Source organism: Desulfoluna sp. HI9BLuna (assembly GCF_056829775.1).
In genome coordinates this window covers 2,569,408-2,585,027 of sequence record NZ_CP186555.1, presented here as the reverse complement: position 1 = coordinate 2,585,027, position 15,620 = coordinate 2,569,408, and the positions used below count along the sequence as shown (strand labels likewise).

Genomic DNA, 15,620 nt, shown 5'->3' with positions numbered 1-15,620 from the left:
CTCCTTGGGGTATGAAGGGGCGACAAAAAATAAAGACCGTCGGGTAGATAACGAAAGTCACCGTGGGGTGGCCGTCACGAGCGGAACCGGGAAAGGGAGACCATGGCAGGGGCCAAAAAAAAGAAGAAAAAAGGGAGCGCAAAGGCGCCCTCCAGCAGTTCATTCGGGCGGGTGGCCTTTGCCATATCGCTTGTGGCGTGTATCGTGGTGGTCTCAGGCCTTTTGCTGATAAAGTACCTGCCCCCCAGGATGGTGCCCCAGAAGCACGCGGCGGTGCGCAAGTCCGACCTTGCCACCATCACCCCCCAGTACGAGGTCTTTGAAAAGCACGCCGTGCCCCACCGCAAGGATCGTCCGGTGGTACCGCCGGCGCCCCACAAGCCGACCCTGGTCCTGATCATCGACGACATCGGGTACAGCGAGCCCGCGGCCTATGACCTCATGGCCCTGGACCCGAATATCACCCTTTCCATTCTTCCCGGCAGCCCCCACGGCAAGGACATTGCCGGAGTGGCCCGGAAAAAGGGGCTGGAGCTTATGCTTCACCAGCCCATGGAGCCCAACGAATATCCCAGGGTGGATCCCGGTCCCGGGGCGCTTTTCGAGGCCATGGACCCGGACCAGCTGCTCCAGACCCTGGAGGCGAACCTCACGGCCTACCCCGGGGTCAAGGGGGTGAACAACCACATGGGTTCGCGGCTCACCTCCCTGTCTCCGCAGATGTACCAGGTGATGACCCTTTTAAAGCAGAAGGGGCTCTACTTCATCGACAGCCGCACATCGGCTAAGACGGTGAGCCGTTCGGCGGCCCGCCTTATGCAGGTACCCTTTGCCGAGCGGGACGTCTTTCTGGACCATGTCCAGTCCCGTGAGGCTGTGGTGCGTCAGGTGAAGAAGATGCTGACCATTGCCGAGAAGCACGGCAGTGCCGTGGGCATCGGCCATCCCCACAAGGTCACCTGCACGGTTCTTGCCGAAATGATGCCGGAGATTCACCGGAGGGTGACCCTGGTGCGCCCGTCAGCCCTGGTGGCGCAACCGTGATTCCGTGAGCAGGAAAGCTTTGGGTTGAATTTTTTTTTTGCCGTGGTATTGTAGGGGATTGACCATGATGTGATCATGGTCCCGCGTGGGCCGGTTATGACAGCCCACAACATGTGAGACCCACAACGGAACCCCGGATTTGTCGGCATTTTCACGGGTGAGGGCTACCCTTACGCGAAAAATGCAAAATATTTCTTGACAAATCGCTTAAGGTTTTTAGAATGGTTGGGTTTTTTTGATCCAGAGGCTCAAGTTAGAAAGCACAATTGGGAGAATAAACTATGTATGCTGTAGTTGCTACGGGCGGCAAGCAATATAAGGTTCAGGAAGGCGAGATCCTGCGAGTTGAGAAGCTCGCCGGGGACGTCGGATCCACCGTGACCTTCGATCAGGTCCTGATGACCTCCGACGGCACCGATGTTGCCCTGGGAGCACCCGTTCTCGAGGGAGCCGAAGTGACCGGCACCATCGTCGAGCAGGACAAGTCCAAGAAGGTTCTTGTATTCAAGTACAAGCGCCGCAAGCGGTATCGCAAGATGCAGGGCCATCGTCAGCCCTATACCGCCGTTAAAATCAACACGATCAAGGCGTAAGTCGGCCGCTCCGCGTGCGGAGCTTCCGCAGGACGTGATGCCGGCAGAAAAATCAGTGAACAACAGAGGTGCCCTCCCCTTGCGGTGGGCATTGGGTTTTTTTAGCGGCAGCACCTCCATACAGACACCTACACGGCTTTAAGGAGTATTCGAAATGGCACATAAAAAAGCTGGCGGCAGTACCAAAAACGGTCGCGACAGTAACGCGCAGCGACGCGGGATCAAGAAGTACGGTGGCGAGGCGGTTAAATCCGGCAACATCCTTGTTCGTCAGGTTGGCACCTCCATCCACCCCGGCAATAACGTCGGCCTTGGCAAAGACTTCACCCTTTTTGCCACCATCGACGGTGTGGTCAAGTATGAGCGCATGGGTCGCAGCCGCAAAAAAGTCAGTGTATATGCCGCGTGAAATTCATAGACGAAGCAACCATCACTGTTCAATCCGGTAACGGAGGCAGGGGCTGCGTCAGCTTTCGACGAGAGAAGTTCATCGAATTCGGAGGCCCCGACGGCGGAGATGGCGGCGACGGCGGTGACGTGGTTCTCGAAGCCACGATCAACACGCGCACCCTGTACGAGTTCAGGCACAAGCGCCTGATCAAAGCCGACAACGGCGGCTACGGCATGGGTGCCAACCGACACGGCAAAAACGGTAAAGATATCGTTGTATATCTCCCTGCCGGCACGGTGGTCAGCAATGCAGAAACCGGGGAGATCATTCATGACTTCGTGAACCCCGGTGAACGCTTTGTGATCGCCAAGGGCGGTCAGGGGGGGCGCGGAAACAAACGGTTTACCACGTCGCGCAACCGAGCCCCCCGTTTTGCTCAGACCGGCGAAGAGGGCGAAGCCCTGACCATCCACCTCGAGCTGAAACTGCTTGCGGATGTGGGGATCGTCGGGTTCCCCAATGCCGGAAAGTCGACCCTCATTCGAGTCATCTCGTCGGCCCGCCCCAAAACGGCCGACTACCCCTTTACCACCCTGACCCCCAGCATCGGTATGGTTCAGCATGAGTGGGGTGAACCCTTTGCCGTGGCCGACATTCCCGGCCTCATCGAAGGGGCCCATGAAGGCGTGGGCTTGGGAACGACGTTTCTCAAGCACATTGAACGCACGCGTATGCTGGTGCACCTCATTGATGCCTCAGCCATCGACCCGGACAATCCCCTGGCCCAGTATGATGCCATCAACCGGGAGCTTTTTCTCTTCAGCGACACACTCAAGGAGAGGGAACAGCTTGTGGTTCTCAACAAGCTGGACATCACCGGGGCGGAGGAGAACGCCGATGCCTTTGAAAAGGCATTGGGAGACACGCCTGTCCTTCGTATTTCAGCGGCGTCGACCCAAGGGGTGGACACCCTTAAGGCGAAGTTGAACCAGGCGGTCAACGGCACCGAACGGGATGAGTAAGACCGGCGCTTAGCGCGCCGTCTGTCTCATGCCGTTTTTGTCGTTTCGACGGCCCGGTTGCCTTGGCTTGTTCGATTCTTTTGCGAGACCCCCGTGGACGATGCGTTCGTGATTCGTCACCGCCAGAGCGCCTCGCAATATGGCCATGTGCTGTACCGAGGACCTGAATCATCGCATATCGCAACGCGATATGGCCTGTTTGACGTTTTGCGAGGCTATCTCATGGATAAAGACCAGAAACGACTTTTTGACCACGCCCGTCGGGTGGTGGTGAAAGTGGGCAGCGGGGTCCTCTCCTTTGACGGGGGGATCAACCACAACGTGGTGGCCTCCATCAGCCGCCAGATGGCTGCCCTGAGCCAGGGGGGACGCGAAATGATCCTCGTCTCCTCCGGTGCCGTGGCAGCAGGGGTCGCCAAGGTGGCCCTGGGGCGCAGGCCCGCCAGCATGCCTGAGAAACAGGCGGCGGCCGCCGTGGGCCAGGCAGGGCTTATCCTTGAGTACGAGCTGCGTTTTGCTGAGGCCGGTCTCAAGGTGGCCCAGGTTCTTCTCACGCGCAACGACCTCTCCCACAGGGGGCGCTACCTCAACGCACGGAACACCCTCAATACCCTTCTTGCCTGGGGGGTGATTCCCATTATCAATGAAAACGACACCGTGGTAACCGACGAGATCCGTTTCGGCGACAACGACAATCTCTCGGCCATGATAGCCCTTCTTCTGGACGCGGACCTGCTCATCAACCTCACCGATATCGACGGCCTGTACGACGGCGATCCCCGGACCAGTCCGGATGCCAAACGCCTTGAAATCGTGGACAAGATCACCCCGGCCATTGAAGCCTCTGCCAAAGGGCGGCCCGGCGTCATGGGCACCGGCGGCATGTGGACCAAGATCGAGGCGGCGAAAAAGAGTATGGCCTCGGGGGTTCCCATGGTCATCGCCTGCGGCTCCCGGCCCAAGGTCCTCACCGATCTGTTCCAGGGCGTGGCCCAGGGAACTTTTTTCGTGCCCCGCGCCGACAAGCTGGGGAGCCGGAAACGGTGGATCGGCTTCACCTCCCAGACCTTTGGCGAGGTCACCGTGGACGACGGAGCGGTCAAGGCCCTTGTGGAACGTGGAAAAAGCCTTTTGCCTAGCGGTATTCTCAATGTCTCCGGAAGCTTTGACGTGGGCGCGGCCGTGGCCGTGTGCGACGCTCGGGGAAACGAGCTGGGGCGTGGGCTGACCAATTTTAACGCCGAGGACATCCAGGCCATCAAAGGGCTGAAGACCGACCAGATTGCCGAGCGCCTGGGATCCAAGGAATACGATGAGGTGATTCACCGGGATAACCTGGTGGTCACGGTGGCGGCCCTTTAAGGGCGGTTCCGGATACGAAGGAAGCATCCATTTCATCCTCTTTCATCTGACCAGGGAGTGACAGACCCATGAGTGTAGAAGCGACTATTGTTGAGATGGCCAGGAAGGCGAAAAAAGCGGCCCGTGACGTGGCCGCAGCCACCACGGACCAGAAAAACCGTGTCCTTTTTTCCATTGCAGAGAAGATTGAAACCCGGGCGGACGCCATCCAGGCGGAAAACAGGAAAGACATCGAACGGGCCCGGGAGATGGGCCTGTCCCCGGCCATGATCGACCGGCTTACCATCACGGATGGCACCATTGCCTCCATGGCAGGGGGCCTTCGCGAGGTGGCGGACCTGGCCGATCCCGTTGGGGAGGTTACCTCCACCGAGGAACGACCCAGCGGCATCAAGGTGTCGCGTGTGCGCATTCCCCTGGGGGTCATTGGCATGATCTACGAGTCCCGCCCCAACGTCACCATCGACGCGGCCGGGCTCTGCCTGAAGGCGGGCAACGCCATTATTCTGCGGGGAGGTTCCGAGGCGTTCCATTCCAACACGGTCCTTGCCGAATGCATTGCCGATGCCCTTACGGAGAACGGCCTGCCCAAAGAGGTTGTGCAGCTTATCCCCATGCGGGATCGCGAGGCGGTGAACATCCTGCTCAAGCAGGAAGATTTCATTGACGTCATGATCCCCCGGGGCGGCGAAGGCCTGATCCGGTTTGTGACGGCCAACTCCCTGATTCCCGTGCTCAAGCACTACAAGGGGGTCTGCCACGTCTACGTGGACAAAGAGGCGGACCTGGAAAAAGCCAAAGCCATCTGCGTCAACGCCAAGGTGCAGCGACCCGGTGTCTGCAACGCCATGGAAACCATGCTCGTTCACAAAGAGGTGGCGTCCGCGTTCCTGCCCCTGGTGGGAGAGGCCTTTAAAGAGGCCGGGGTTACCCTCAAAGGGTGCCCTGAAACCCGCAAGCAGCTGGCCTGGGCCGAAGAGGCCGTGGAATCCGACTGGCCCGCCGAGTACCTGAACCTCACCCTGGCCGTGAAGGTGGTGGACAGCGTGGACGATGCGTTGGACCACATCGCGGCGTACAACTCCGGCCACACCGAGGCCATCGTGACCAAAAACGAGGAGACGGCCAAACGGTTTGTCCAGGGTGCCGATTCGTCTGCGGTCATGGTCAACGCTTCCACCCGGTTCAACGACGGGGGCGAGCTGGGCCTGGGCGCTGAGATCGGCATCAGCACCTCCAAGCTCCACGCCTTCGGCCCCATGGGGCTCGAAGAGCTGACAAGCCGAAAATTCGTGGTCTACGGAGACGGTCAGATCAGGGGCTGAAGCCCCGAGAGAGCGGTGGGGAACTAGTCTGGTGGGAATGGAAGAGACAAACGAACAGAGCAGGCCAGGCCAGGTGGTTGTTTTCGGCGGCACCTTCAATCCGGTTCACCTGGCCCACACCCATGTGGTCAAAGAGATCTTGAGGCTTCTGGAGCCCGATGGGCTCTATGTGGTGCCTGCCGCTGTGCCGCCCCACAAACCGGGCAAAAAGATCGTTTCAGCCGAGCATCGCATGGCCATGCTGAAGATGGCCATGGCCGGGCTGCCCGTGGTGCTCTCGGACGTGGAGCTGAAGCGCAAGGGCACCTCGTTTACCGTGGATACCCTGCGCACCCTGCGGCAGGAGGTGGGCCCGGAATCGGAGCTCTACCTCACCATGGGGGTGGACGCCTTTTTTGATTTTCACACCTGGCGGGATGAGAAGCTGATTCTCTCCATGGCCGGGATTATTGTGGTGAACCGCCCCGGGACTCCCCACGGCGACCTGCCCGTCGGAGAGCTGCAGAGCTACCTGACGGACCGTATCGATTCCGGATACGCCTGGGACCCGGCGCAAAAGCGCTTCGTGCATCCGACCTTGTGCGGGATCGTACCCCTCTCGGTGACCCTGGTGTCGCCCTTGTCCTCCACGGATGTCCGAACATGCATTGAACAGGGAGACCGTCCGACGGATCTGCTCCACCCGGAAGTTCTCCGATATATCGAAGATAAAGGATTATACAGATGACCCAAGAGCTGGATCCCCGACTCGTCTCCATCATCAAGGCGGTGAAGGGTCGAAAAGCAGAACATATCAAGGTGCTGGACGTGCGCAAGCTCACCTCCTACACCGACGTCTTCATCCTGGCCAGCGCCCGCTCCACACGGCAGGCGGCCGCCATCGGTGAATACATCAAAGTCGAACTGAAGAAAGAGGAGATCAAGCCCATTACCGTGGATGGCCTCGATGAAGGCTCCTGGGTACTCCTCGATTACGGGGACGTCATCGTCCACGTGTTCTATGAAGAGACCCGCGATTACTACGATCTCGACGGGCTCTGGGCAGATGCCGTGGTCATCGACCACGAGGGCATCGAGTAGCCCATGGCGTGACCGGTTGAAAAGGGTGCCTGCGGGCACCCTTTTTGCGTTTTGGGAGAAACGCAGGTTGATAGGACATAGGTTATGGGCCTGCCATCACCATCACCTGATGACGCCTGAATAACCTGCAGCTTACGAATCGGGCGAAGCCCGGCCGGAGGCAACCAGGTTAAAGACGCCTCCGGCGGCCCTGCCGGAGGCAGGCTTTTACCGGCCTTGCTGAATTGCGATCGAAAAAAGGAGAGACCATTGACGACTGTACGACCCTGCATGTTGATGATACTGGACGGCTGGGGCCTTCGGGACGATGCCGAGGGAAACGCCGTGGCACTGGCAAAGACTCCGAATCTGGACGCCCTTGCGGCGAATTGTCCCACCACCACCCTGGCCTGCGCCGGAGAGGCTGTGGGGCTTCCTGAAGGGATCATGGGCAACTCCGAGGTGGGGCACCTCAACCTCGGGGCCGGGCGCATTGTGTACCAGACCCTCCTGCGCATCGACCGGGCCATTGAGGACGGCAGCTTCACCGTTAACGAGACCCTGTCCGCAGCCATGGACGCCGTGAAGGCAAAGGGCACCACCCTGCACCTCATGGGGCTCGTCTCCGACGGCGGGGTCCATAGCCAGCTTACCCACCTCATGGCCCTGGTACGCATGGCCCGTGACAAGGGCATTGAGACCGTGCGGATCCACGCCATCCTCGACGGCAGGGACACCCCGCCGGACAGCGGCAAGGGCTATATTGAAACCCTGGACGCCTTTCTGGCAGATTTTCCCAACACGCGTATTGCCACCCTCTGCGGCCGGTTCTACGCCATGGATCGGGACACCCGCTGGGAGCGCACCGAGGCGGCCTACCGCCTCTACACCGAAGGCGAGGGCATGGCTGAAACCCATGCAGCAGAAGCCGTGGCCCACGCCTACGACCGCGGGGAGACCGATGAGTTCGTCAAGCCCGTGACCCTGGGAACCGACGGGGGCACCATCACCGACGGCGACGCCGTGATCTTCTTCAACTTCCGCGCGGACCGCGCCCGCCAGATCACCCGGGCCATGACCGTGGACGCATTTGACGGGTTTTCCCGAAAAATCAAGCCCACCCTGGCTTCCTATGTCTGCATGTCCCTCTACGAAGAGAGTTTCGGGCTGCCCATGGCCTTCGGGCCCCAGCACCATGAGGCCATCCTGGGTGAGGTGGTAAGCAAGGCAGGCCTTCCCCAGCTGCGCATCGCCGAGACCGAAAAATACGCCCACGTCACCTACTTCTTCAACGGCGGGGAGGAGAGCCCCTTTGACCAGGAAGAGCGCTGCCTCATTCCCTCGCCCCGGGAGTTCCCCACCTACGACCTCATCCCCGAGATGAGCGCCGTGGCCGTGGCCGACGAGCTGATTCGTCAGATCGAAGAAAAGGATCACAAGCTCATTGTGGTGAACTTTGCCAACATGGACATGGTGGGCCACACCGGCATCATCGAAGCCGCCGTCAAAGCCGTGGAGACCGTGGATACCTGCGTGGGCCGCGTGGTCGAGGCCTTCAAGGCCAAGGGCGGGGCCCTGCTGGTCACCGCAGACCACGGCAACTCCGAGCAGATGACCGACGGCAACGGCGGGGCCCACACCGCACACACCCTCAACCCCGTGCCCCTGATCCTCGTGGACGGAACCGGCAACAGCACCACCCTGAAACCCGGCAAACTCGCCGATGTCGCCCCCACCCTCCTGGATCTCATGGGCCTTGCCAAGCCCGATGCCATGACCGGTGAGTCGTTGCTTGGGTAAGGCTGTACAGGCCAAAAAATGCCTCCGGCGGGCAGGGGCTACAGCCCCTGCACCCCAGGGTCGCAAATGCTCCGTCCCTTCGTTCCTCAGGGGCGTCACATTTGCTGACGGGCTTCGTCCGTGCTTATGCGAAACTGTCCTGGCAAAGGCGAGCCGTTTCCGGGGTACTCCACCAGGCCTTTGGAGGCATTGCGGTAAAAGCGATTATGAACAGGCGACGATAACGTCTCCTGTAACCTTGATGCTTGAGAATCTGTCCGCGCGAACCACCTGCTTTGGTTTCGGGCGAAGCCCGAGCCGAAGGCCCTTGCGCTTTGGCCCGAGGAACAAAGCGCAAGGGCAATTAGCTTTCGAGGTGGCTCACCTCGCCGCCGGAGGCATGCTTTTTGAACTGGCCTTGGGCATTGGATGTTTTTGTCCCTCTGCGGCTTCTCAGTTTTTTCTTGCAGCTTTCCATTGGCAGGGGTAAATTCCTTGTTTCGCATATTAAACAGGAAGGAGAGGACCATGGCGTTTCTGACAGATCTCGAGTTCATGAAGGATTTCATCACCGGCAACAGGGTTCCCCTTGTGGGGGCCGAGCTCAATCGCCAGCAGGTGGAGCAGTATCTGGTGGAGGTGCTTGGTTATGAGAAGGATGCCGTGGAGGTGGATCGGAAGCTTGAGTTCATCGCTGCCGGAGAGCCTTGGAAAACCAAGCTGGACCTTGTGGTCTGCGTGGGGGAGACCCCTGTGATGGTGATCAAGTGCGCGGCAGGTTCCCTGGGCTCCCGGGAAAAAGAGGCGGTCTCTGCAGCCCGTATTGCCTTTGATGTCCCCGTTCCCCTGGCCGTTGTTTCAGACGGCAACACCGCCCTGGTTTTCGACACCCTCACCCGCAAGCAGGTGGGCGAGGGTCTGAGCGCCATTCCCACCCCTGCCCGGGCCGCTGAGATCGCTGCCGCCCCTTCCGAGCCCCTTGCCCCCAAAGAGCTGGACCGCGCCCGCATTGTCTTTCGCTCCTACGACTCCATGAACATCAACCGTTAAGGCGGCGTTACCTCAGCCTCAGGATCCACCGTTTGAAAAGGGGGTCTGCAATGGACCAGGATCCGTTGTGGACCACCTCGTCCCGGGTGAGGAGGGAGTTGAGGGCCCTGGTGGCCTGGGAGGGCGTGGTGAAGCCCACGCGTTGAAGGTTCTGGGATGAGAAGAGCTTTTTCCCCTGGCATTGGGCCACGAGTTTCACGGCCTTTTTCTGGTTGGGGGTCATGGCTTTGAAGAGGTTGATGAACTCGATGGCCCGCCTCTCCAGGATGGTGGCTTCCAGGGCATCCAGCCCCAGGTTTCCGAGACCCTCTTCCCAGAGGTGGTAGAGAAATTCCTGAACATACATGGGGTGGTTTTCGCAGCGCTCCACCACCTCCCGGATGACGGTGTCCGGTATGTTTTTTTTCCCCTTTTCAAATAGCTCGTTTGCCCAGGTGAGAAAGTGGTCCGTGCTGATTTTGGGCAGGGGGTAGCTTGCGGCGAGTTTGTAGAACGCGCGGTTGGTATCGCTGAACATGGATGAGAGCAGGTGGCGCTGGCTGCCGGAAAAAATGTAGGCGATGCGTGCATGCCCCTGGATCTCCTTGCGGAGCTTTTTTTCAAAGGCCGGGTCCCCGTAGGCCGTGACTTCCTGGAATTCATCGAACGCCACCACGAGCCGCTCTTTTTCCGAGAGGCTTTTGAGCAGCTGGAAGAGCTCTGTCAGCACAGGGCCCTGGTCCCCACCGTGGAAAGAGGGGCTCACCACGGGCAGGCCGTTGACCGGATCCAGGCTGAACTGGAAGGTGAGGCGGGTCAGTTTCTCCCGGAGCCAGGCCATGGTCCGCTCAATGGGGGAGAGGCTTCGCGTCAGGGCCTGGACCACGGAGGTGATAAACTCCTCCACGGTGGTGGTGCCGTACAGGTCGATGTAGTACGGGGTGACGCCGTCCAACTCTCCGAGGACCTTGTGCAGGAGGGATGTCTTCCCGAAGCGCCTGTGGGAGTAGAGGAGTACATTCTGGGAGTTGCGGATGTAGTGCGTCAGGTCCGAGCACTCTTTGACCCGGTTGCAGAACGAGGGGGCGCTGGCGATGCCGGTGAAATGAAAAGGGTTCTCCATGATGCCTCCGTTATGATACGCACAATGTGTTACGCATAATGCGTAACACTTTATGTGTAATGTATATCTGACTGTATTTGATGTCAATGGCGTAAAAAATGTGGGTCAGGGGCACATGCTGCCGGGCGGCTCTGTTTACGGTCTCTGACACATGGGGAGGAAAATCCATGGCACGATTTGTGGGGATTGATGTGCAGGTGAAACGGCCCTGTTGCTACGCCGTCTCCGATGAGGAGGGTGTCATCGTGGACTCCGGGTGGTTCCGGGATGCGCTTTGGATGAAAGAAGAGCTGCCGCGTCGTTTTGACGGCCACGCCCTGCATGTGGCCATCGACGCCTGCAGGGTACCCCTCACCGAGCCCCGGCCCTGGTACTGGGAGCGTTCCAGGGGAGAGTGGCGCCCAAAGACCCCTCGGGACAGGGGATACGGCCGCCACTGCGAGGTGGTGATCAGTGCCCTGGGACTGGGCAGGCCTCAATGGACCCCCACCCTTGATGCGGCACCGGAATGGATGAAAGTCGGGTTTTCCCTGTTCCAGGCCCTGGACCCCATAGCCGTCACCCACGAAGCCTTTCCCTCGGCCATCTACACCCTTTTTCAGGGCAACACCGACATGCGCCTCACCCTCGATTTTTCCCAATTCGCACCGGGGCCCAAGGACATGCTGGACGCCTGCCTGCTGTCTGCTTCCGTGCGTCGATTCGCCGCCGGCCTCGGGGCCGAGGTGGGGGGCGGAGACGGCTTGGGGACAATCATCTTGCCCGGGCCCATACCCGAGAACACCATGCCGGAGCTCTTTTGCTGGCCGGGGAAATAGGAAATAGGTAATAGGAAATTAGGTAATAGGGGGTAGGGAAATAGGTTACGGGGAACATGGCGGCCGAATCGCTTTTACCTTACAAACAAAAAGCCCCTCGGCACATCGTCTGTGCAGAGGGGCTTTTTTTGTTGATGCAATGGCGTATGGTTTGAGTGGGGGCAGGGCGTAAAGGGCCGCTTACTGGCCTGCCACCTCTTTGTTGCAGTGCTTGCAGATTTTGGCCTGCTTTTTGATGATCTCTGCGCAGAAGGGGCACTCCCGCGTGAAGCAGCGGTCGTGGATTTTCTTGATGGCCTCGTTGACGGCGTCCTGGAGCTTGGCCATGCCGAACTTGGTGTTGCGTAAGGGGTCGATGGCCTCGGTGTCGGCGAGGTCGCCGAGCATCTCAGCGGCCTTGAGGCGAACCCTGCCGGGTTCGGAGGGGTCCAGGGTCATCTTGAGGAGCTGGACAAGGTCGTGGTTCACATAGCAGTCGGCGAGGATGGAGAAGCCGGACTTGATGGCCTGCTCCTGGGCTGCCTGCTGGGCCATGGACTCGTCGGTGATGATCTGGCCTTCCCCGCCCATGTGGCTGAATACGGGCAGAAGCTCGAAATTGTCCGTGCCGGGATAGTTCATGCAGCGGTAGGAAGAGACCTGGCCCACCTGCTCCATGAGCTCGTCCCAGCCCCCCTTGAAGAGCGGGCATTCGTCGTTGAAACAGATAAAGAGAAAGGGCTCGCCCCAGCCGAGGCCGTCCCCGCAGGTAATTTGGGGAACTTCCCAGATTTGCATCTCCTGATTGCAGTGAGGGCACTTGGGTTTTTCAAGTGCCAGGACCCTTTCCAGAGCTTCTTCGCGGGTTTCGATGTTCATCACATTCTCCCTTTCTCGCTGTTGTGAGCATGCGCGCCAATTCGTATCAGAGCTGATCAGCATCGAGCGCATGTCCTGAATGCATATCTTTTTAACCTGCCGTGTTCTACAGGTGTATCATTTAAATTGATGAATCCGATCAGCTTAAATAGTAACTCCCAACGGCTGTTTGTCAATAGGAGGGTCCCATCTTTGATGCGGCGGCCACGCTTTATCCTTTCTGAGCCTGAATTTCCTGCATCATGGCTCCCACGGCATCGCGATGGGGAGGCGGCACCATGAGGACCTGGGCCGGCCGGTTGGCAACGAAGGCCTCGTTTGGTGGCGCCAGGGTTTCGGCCTCGTGGGCTGTGCGGTTTTCTTCATTTTCCAGGAGCAGGAGAGTGTCGGTGAGGTTGCCGGTGAGGCCCTTGTCGTCGGTGTGTTCAATGTATTGCATGAGCACGTTGTTGACGGTGAGGGTCATCTCGTCCATCTCGGCAAAACCTCCGGTTTCGCAGCGGCTCTGGGAGACCATGCTCCGACAGGCAAAGGGGCGGGCCTCGTAGGCCTGGCAGAGGCCCTCTTCGGAGAGAAGGGGGCAGGCTCCCCAGCCCGGATCGCTGGGCTCCTCGGGGACGTCGTCACCGGCCATGCACATGTCGGTGAGGCCGTTGATGGTGTATGTGGGCATCTGTCGGGGCTTTTCGGCCTCCTGCCGGACCCGCTCCATGAGATGGGGGGCATCTCGGTTGATCCAGTCAAAGAGACGCCGTCCTTCCAGGGTGGTGAGGGTGACGTTTCGTGTACAGCAGGTGGCACAGCCTTTGGCGCAGGCGAGGTTATTGTCGGCCATTCGGGCCTCGTGGACCGAATAGATAATGTCGAGGGTCTTCAGCCGGGCATCCATGAAAAACATCCTCCTGTTGCACGGGTGTTCCGGTGCGGCCGGGCAGGCCGAATCCCGTGTTGAAACATCCCGTTCTCTTACTTGAAGCGGTGTATGGCATGTGGCATAGTGATGGTTTAGCCATCCCCGACCTACAGGTTCTTATCCGATGATGCAACGAAAAAGGAGATCCCATGGCTTCCACCGTCTATCACATTGACCTGCGCGCCACCTTCCAGGAAAGCCTTCCCGAGAAGATCGGTCGCCTGGTCGAGACCGCAGGCCTTGACACCGTATGCGCCGACCGCGAGCTCACCGCGGTAAAGATTCACTTCGGCGAAAAGGGCAACACCGCCTTTATCAATCCCGTGTTCGTGCGAAAAATCATCGACAAGATCAAGGAGACCGGGGCCTCCCCCTTTCTCACCGACACCAACACCCTCTATGCAGGCACCCGGAGCGACACCCCGTCCCACCTGAACACCGCCGTGGAGAACGGGTTCGCCTACTCCGTGGTGGGAGCGCCGGTGATTATCGCCGACGGGCTCAGGGGTCACAGCGACGAAGAGGTGGTTGTGAACGGCAAACACGTGGAGACCGCCTATGTGGGAGCGGATATTCACCACGCCGATGCCTTGGTGGTGCTTTCCCATTTTAAAGGGCATGAACTCTCCGGATTTGGTGGCGCCCTGAAGAACCTGGGCATGGGGTGTGCCTCCCGGCGCGGGAAGCTGGCTCAGCACTCCACGGTGAGCCCCAAGGTGAAGCGGAAGAAGTGCATCGGCTGCGGCATGTGCGCCAGCCACTGCCCGGTTGAAGCCATTGCCCTGGAAGAGATCGACGGCAAGAAAAAAGCGATCATCAACCCCGAGACCTGCATCGGCTGCGGAGACTGCATCATCGTCTGCCCCACGGGTGCCGTGCAGATCCAGTGGAACCAGTCGGTGCCCTCCTTCCTCGAAATCATGATGGAGTACGCCAAGGCCGCCCTGATAGGCAAAGAGGGAAAGACCCTTTTTGTCAGCTTCATCACCGATGTGTCGCCTTTGTGCGACTGCATCGGTCACAGCGACGTGCCCATTGTCCCCAATATCGGCATCCTTGCCTCCACAGACCCCGTGGCCATCGACCAGGCCTGCGTGGATCTTGTCAACGCCCAGGCCGCCAACCCGGGCTCCTGCCTGAAAACCAACACCGCCCCCGGCGACGACAAGTTCAAGGGCCTCCATCCCCACGTGGACTGGCCCCTCCAACTGGCCCACGCCGAAGAACTCGGCCTGGGCTCCCGGGACTATGAGCTGGTGAAGCTGGAGTCCAAAGGGCTGAAGCTTAAAGGGTAAGATTCAGATGTATTCGTTCGGGCCACCAGGGTGTTATTGAGGATACCGTCCCATAAGGTCTATAGCCCGTAGGGTGCACTCTGTGCACCGTGCCCGGATCACCCAAAGTTTTCGTTTTACCGAGGTGTTCGGGACATGACGGGCTTTTGGCTTTGGTGCACAGAGTGCACCTTGCCCATGGCCTCATTGCAGGTCGCGGCCCAAACGATGATCAAGGCCTTCGTTTGACATGTCCCGAAATAATTCCGGGGGAAACGTGAACCACCATGAACGCTCAGCAGCCTTCATGGTGGATGTGTCTATTTGCTTTGGGGCGGTGCCCTGACCCTTATCCGCGTTTTTGGCGTGTGTCATAAAGGAGGACAGACCATGGTGATGTTCCTGACCGCCGTCGGACTGATTCTTTTTTTCGGCGGGGTGGTGGCTGTTGTGTGCGATCCGCCCCGAAAGATGCTCAAGCTCATTGCCCTGGTGATTTTTTCAGGGGCCGTTCTGATGGGCGGGGCAGCCTATGTCGCGTATCAGCATGAGACATACCAGGCAAAGCTGGCAGACCCTTGGGGCTCCGTGGAAGAGATAGAGAGACGATCGCCCGTCAAGATCGGGGATAAATGGTATAAAATTGTCCTGCTTGAAACGGATGGGCCGGATGACCACGCCACTGATTGAGCCAGTCCGCGAATGTAATCGGCCTGAGGAACGAAGGCCGGGGGCATTCGCAATCAGTTTTCAAGGTGGCACACCTTGCCGCCGGAGGCCGTGCGGTTAAATCAACACAGGGCAAGTGGTGACAACGTATCCTGTAACGTCGAAGCTTGCGATCCAGTCCGCATAAACCATCAGCGTTCATGTCGGGCGCAGCCCGAGCCGAAGGCCATTGCGCTTTGCCCTGAGGAACGAAGGGCAAAGCGCAATGGCAATAAGCTTTCGAGGTGGCTCACCTCGCCGCCGGAGGCAGGTTTTTTCATGCACTTTAACCGTAGAAGGCGCTTTTTAAACGTTTTACAAT

The 15,620-nt window shown here is 59.3% G+C and carries 16 protein-coding genes; 13 read left to right on the top strand and 3 right to left on the bottom strand.

Annotation, left to right across the window (positions count from 1 at the left end; genetic code table 11):
• Positions 1 to 102 precede the first annotated feature (102 nt).
• The 10 genes from ACOYW0_RS10510 to ACOYW0_RS10465 all read left to right on the top strand — a co-directional run bounded on the left by ACOYW0_RS10510 (position 103) and on the right by ACOYW0_RS10465 (position 9,625).
• Positions 103 to 1,044 carry a divergent polysaccharide deacetylase family protein gene (locus tag ACOYW0_RS10510; protein ID WP_482418402.1) on the top strand — a complete coding sequence of 314 codons (942 nt, stop codon included), beginning with the start codon at positions 103 to 105 and terminating at the stop codon, positions 1,042 to 1,044.
• A 281-nt stretch (positions 1,045 to 1,325) separates the two neighbouring features.
• A complete protein-coding gene (rplU, locus tag ACOYW0_RS10505) occupies positions 1,326 to 1,637 on the top strand; it encodes a 50S ribosomal protein L21 (RefSeq protein WP_180137843.1) in 312 nt (103 codons plus the stop codon).
• 154 nt (positions 1,638 to 1,791) lie between these two features.
• Positions 1,792 to 2,046 carry a 50S ribosomal protein L27 gene (gene rpmA / locus ACOYW0_RS10500; RefSeq protein WP_180137841.1) on the top strand — a complete coding sequence of 85 codons (255 nt, stop codon included), beginning with the start codon at positions 1,792 to 1,794 and terminating at the stop codon, positions 2,044 to 2,046.
• Positions 2,043 to 3,050: a GTPase ObgE gene (gene obgE / locus ACOYW0_RS10495; RefSeq protein WP_482418401.1), complete on the top strand. Its 1,008-nt coding sequence runs from the start codon at positions 2,043 to 2,045 to the stop codon at positions 3,048 to 3,050. Before rpmA ends, obgE begins: the two co-directional genes overlap by 4 nt.
• Positions 3,051 to 3,272: 222 nt before the next feature.
• On the top strand, positions 3,273 to 4,412 hold the full coding sequence (gene proB, locus ACOYW0_RS10490; protein ID WP_482418400.1) for a glutamate 5-kinase: 1,140 nt from the start codon (positions 3,273 to 3,275) through the stop codon (positions 4,410 to 4,412).
• A 68-nt stretch (positions 4,413 to 4,480) separates the two neighbouring features.
• Complete coding sequence (locus tag ACOYW0_RS10485) at positions 4,481 to 5,737, top strand: glutamate-5-semialdehyde dehydrogenase (RefSeq protein ID WP_482418399.1); 1,257 nt, start codon at positions 4,481 to 4,483, stop codon at positions 5,735 to 5,737.
• Positions 5,738 to 5,774: 37 nt separating this feature from the next.
• The gene (nadD, locus tag ACOYW0_RS10480; RefSeq protein ID WP_482418398.1) at positions 5,775 to 6,464 is read left to right on the top strand and encodes a nicotinate (nicotinamide) nucleotide adenylyltransferase; all 690 of its coding nucleotides are present in this window, start codon (positions 5,775 to 5,777) and stop codon (positions 6,462 to 6,464) included.
• On the top strand, positions 6,461 to 6,817 hold the full coding sequence (gene rsfS, locus ACOYW0_RS10475) for a ribosome silencing factor (protein ID WP_180137830.1): 357 nt from the start codon (positions 6,461 to 6,463) through the stop codon (positions 6,815 to 6,817). Before nadD ends, rsfS begins: the two co-directional genes overlap by 4 nt.
• Before the next feature lie 249 nt (positions 6,818 to 7,066).
• Entirely contained in the window at positions 7,067 to 8,596 is a 1,530-nt protein-coding gene (gene gpmI, locus ACOYW0_RS10470) for a 2,3-bisphosphoglycerate-independent phosphoglycerate mutase (RefSeq protein WP_482418397.1), read from the top strand.
• A 507-nt stretch (positions 8,597 to 9,103) separates the two neighbouring features.
• Positions 9,104 to 9,625, top strand: a complete 522-nt coding sequence (locus ACOYW0_RS10465) for a type I restriction enzyme HsdR N-terminal domain-containing protein (protein WP_482418396.1) — start codon at positions 9,104 to 9,106, stop codon at positions 9,623 to 9,625.
• A 7-nt stretch (positions 9,626 to 9,632) separates the two neighbouring features.
• Here the strand turns inward: ACOYW0_RS10465 and ACOYW0_RS10460 are convergent, their stop codons facing one another.
• Entirely contained in the window at positions 9,633 to 10,727 is a 1,095-nt protein-coding gene (locus ACOYW0_RS10460) for an AAA family ATPase (protein WP_482418395.1), read from the bottom strand.
• A gap of 167 nt (positions 10,728 to 10,894) precedes the next feature.
• Here ACOYW0_RS10460 and ACOYW0_RS10455 point away from each other — a divergent pair, with 167 nt between their 5' ends.
• The gene (locus tag ACOYW0_RS10455; RefSeq protein WP_482418394.1) at positions 10,895 to 11,545 is read left to right on the top strand and encodes a hypothetical protein; all 651 of its coding nucleotides are present in this window, start codon (positions 10,895 to 10,897) and stop codon (positions 11,543 to 11,545) included.
• A 180-nt stretch (positions 11,546 to 11,725) separates the two neighbouring features.
• Here ACOYW0_RS10455 and ACOYW0_RS10450 read toward each other — a convergent pair whose 3' ends face one another.
• A complete protein-coding gene (locus tag ACOYW0_RS10450; RefSeq protein WP_482418393.1) occupies positions 11,726 to 12,403 on the bottom strand; it encodes a zinc ribbon domain-containing protein in 678 nt (225 codons plus the stop codon).
• A 211-nt stretch (positions 12,404 to 12,614) separates the two neighbouring features.
• The gene (locus tag ACOYW0_RS10445; protein WP_482418392.1) at positions 12,615 to 13,292 is read right to left on the bottom strand and encodes a YkgJ family cysteine cluster protein; all 678 of its coding nucleotides are present in this window, start codon (positions 13,290 to 13,292) and stop codon (positions 12,615 to 12,617) included.
• A 173-nt stretch (positions 13,293 to 13,465) separates the two neighbouring features.
• Here ACOYW0_RS10445 and ACOYW0_RS10440 point away from each other — a divergent pair, with 173 nt between their 5' ends.
• Together ACOYW0_RS10440 and ACOYW0_RS10435 are read left to right on the top strand one after the other, a co-directional pair.
• A complete protein-coding gene (locus tag ACOYW0_RS10440; RefSeq protein WP_482418391.1) occupies positions 13,466 to 14,611 on the top strand; it encodes a DUF362 domain-containing protein in 1,146 nt (381 codons plus the stop codon).
• A 369-nt stretch (positions 14,612 to 14,980) separates the two neighbouring features.
• A complete protein-coding gene (locus ACOYW0_RS10435; protein ID WP_482418390.1) occupies positions 14,981 to 15,280 on the top strand; it encodes a hypothetical protein in 300 nt (99 codons plus the stop codon).
• The last annotated feature ends 340 nt before the right edge of the window (positions 15,281 to 15,620 follow it).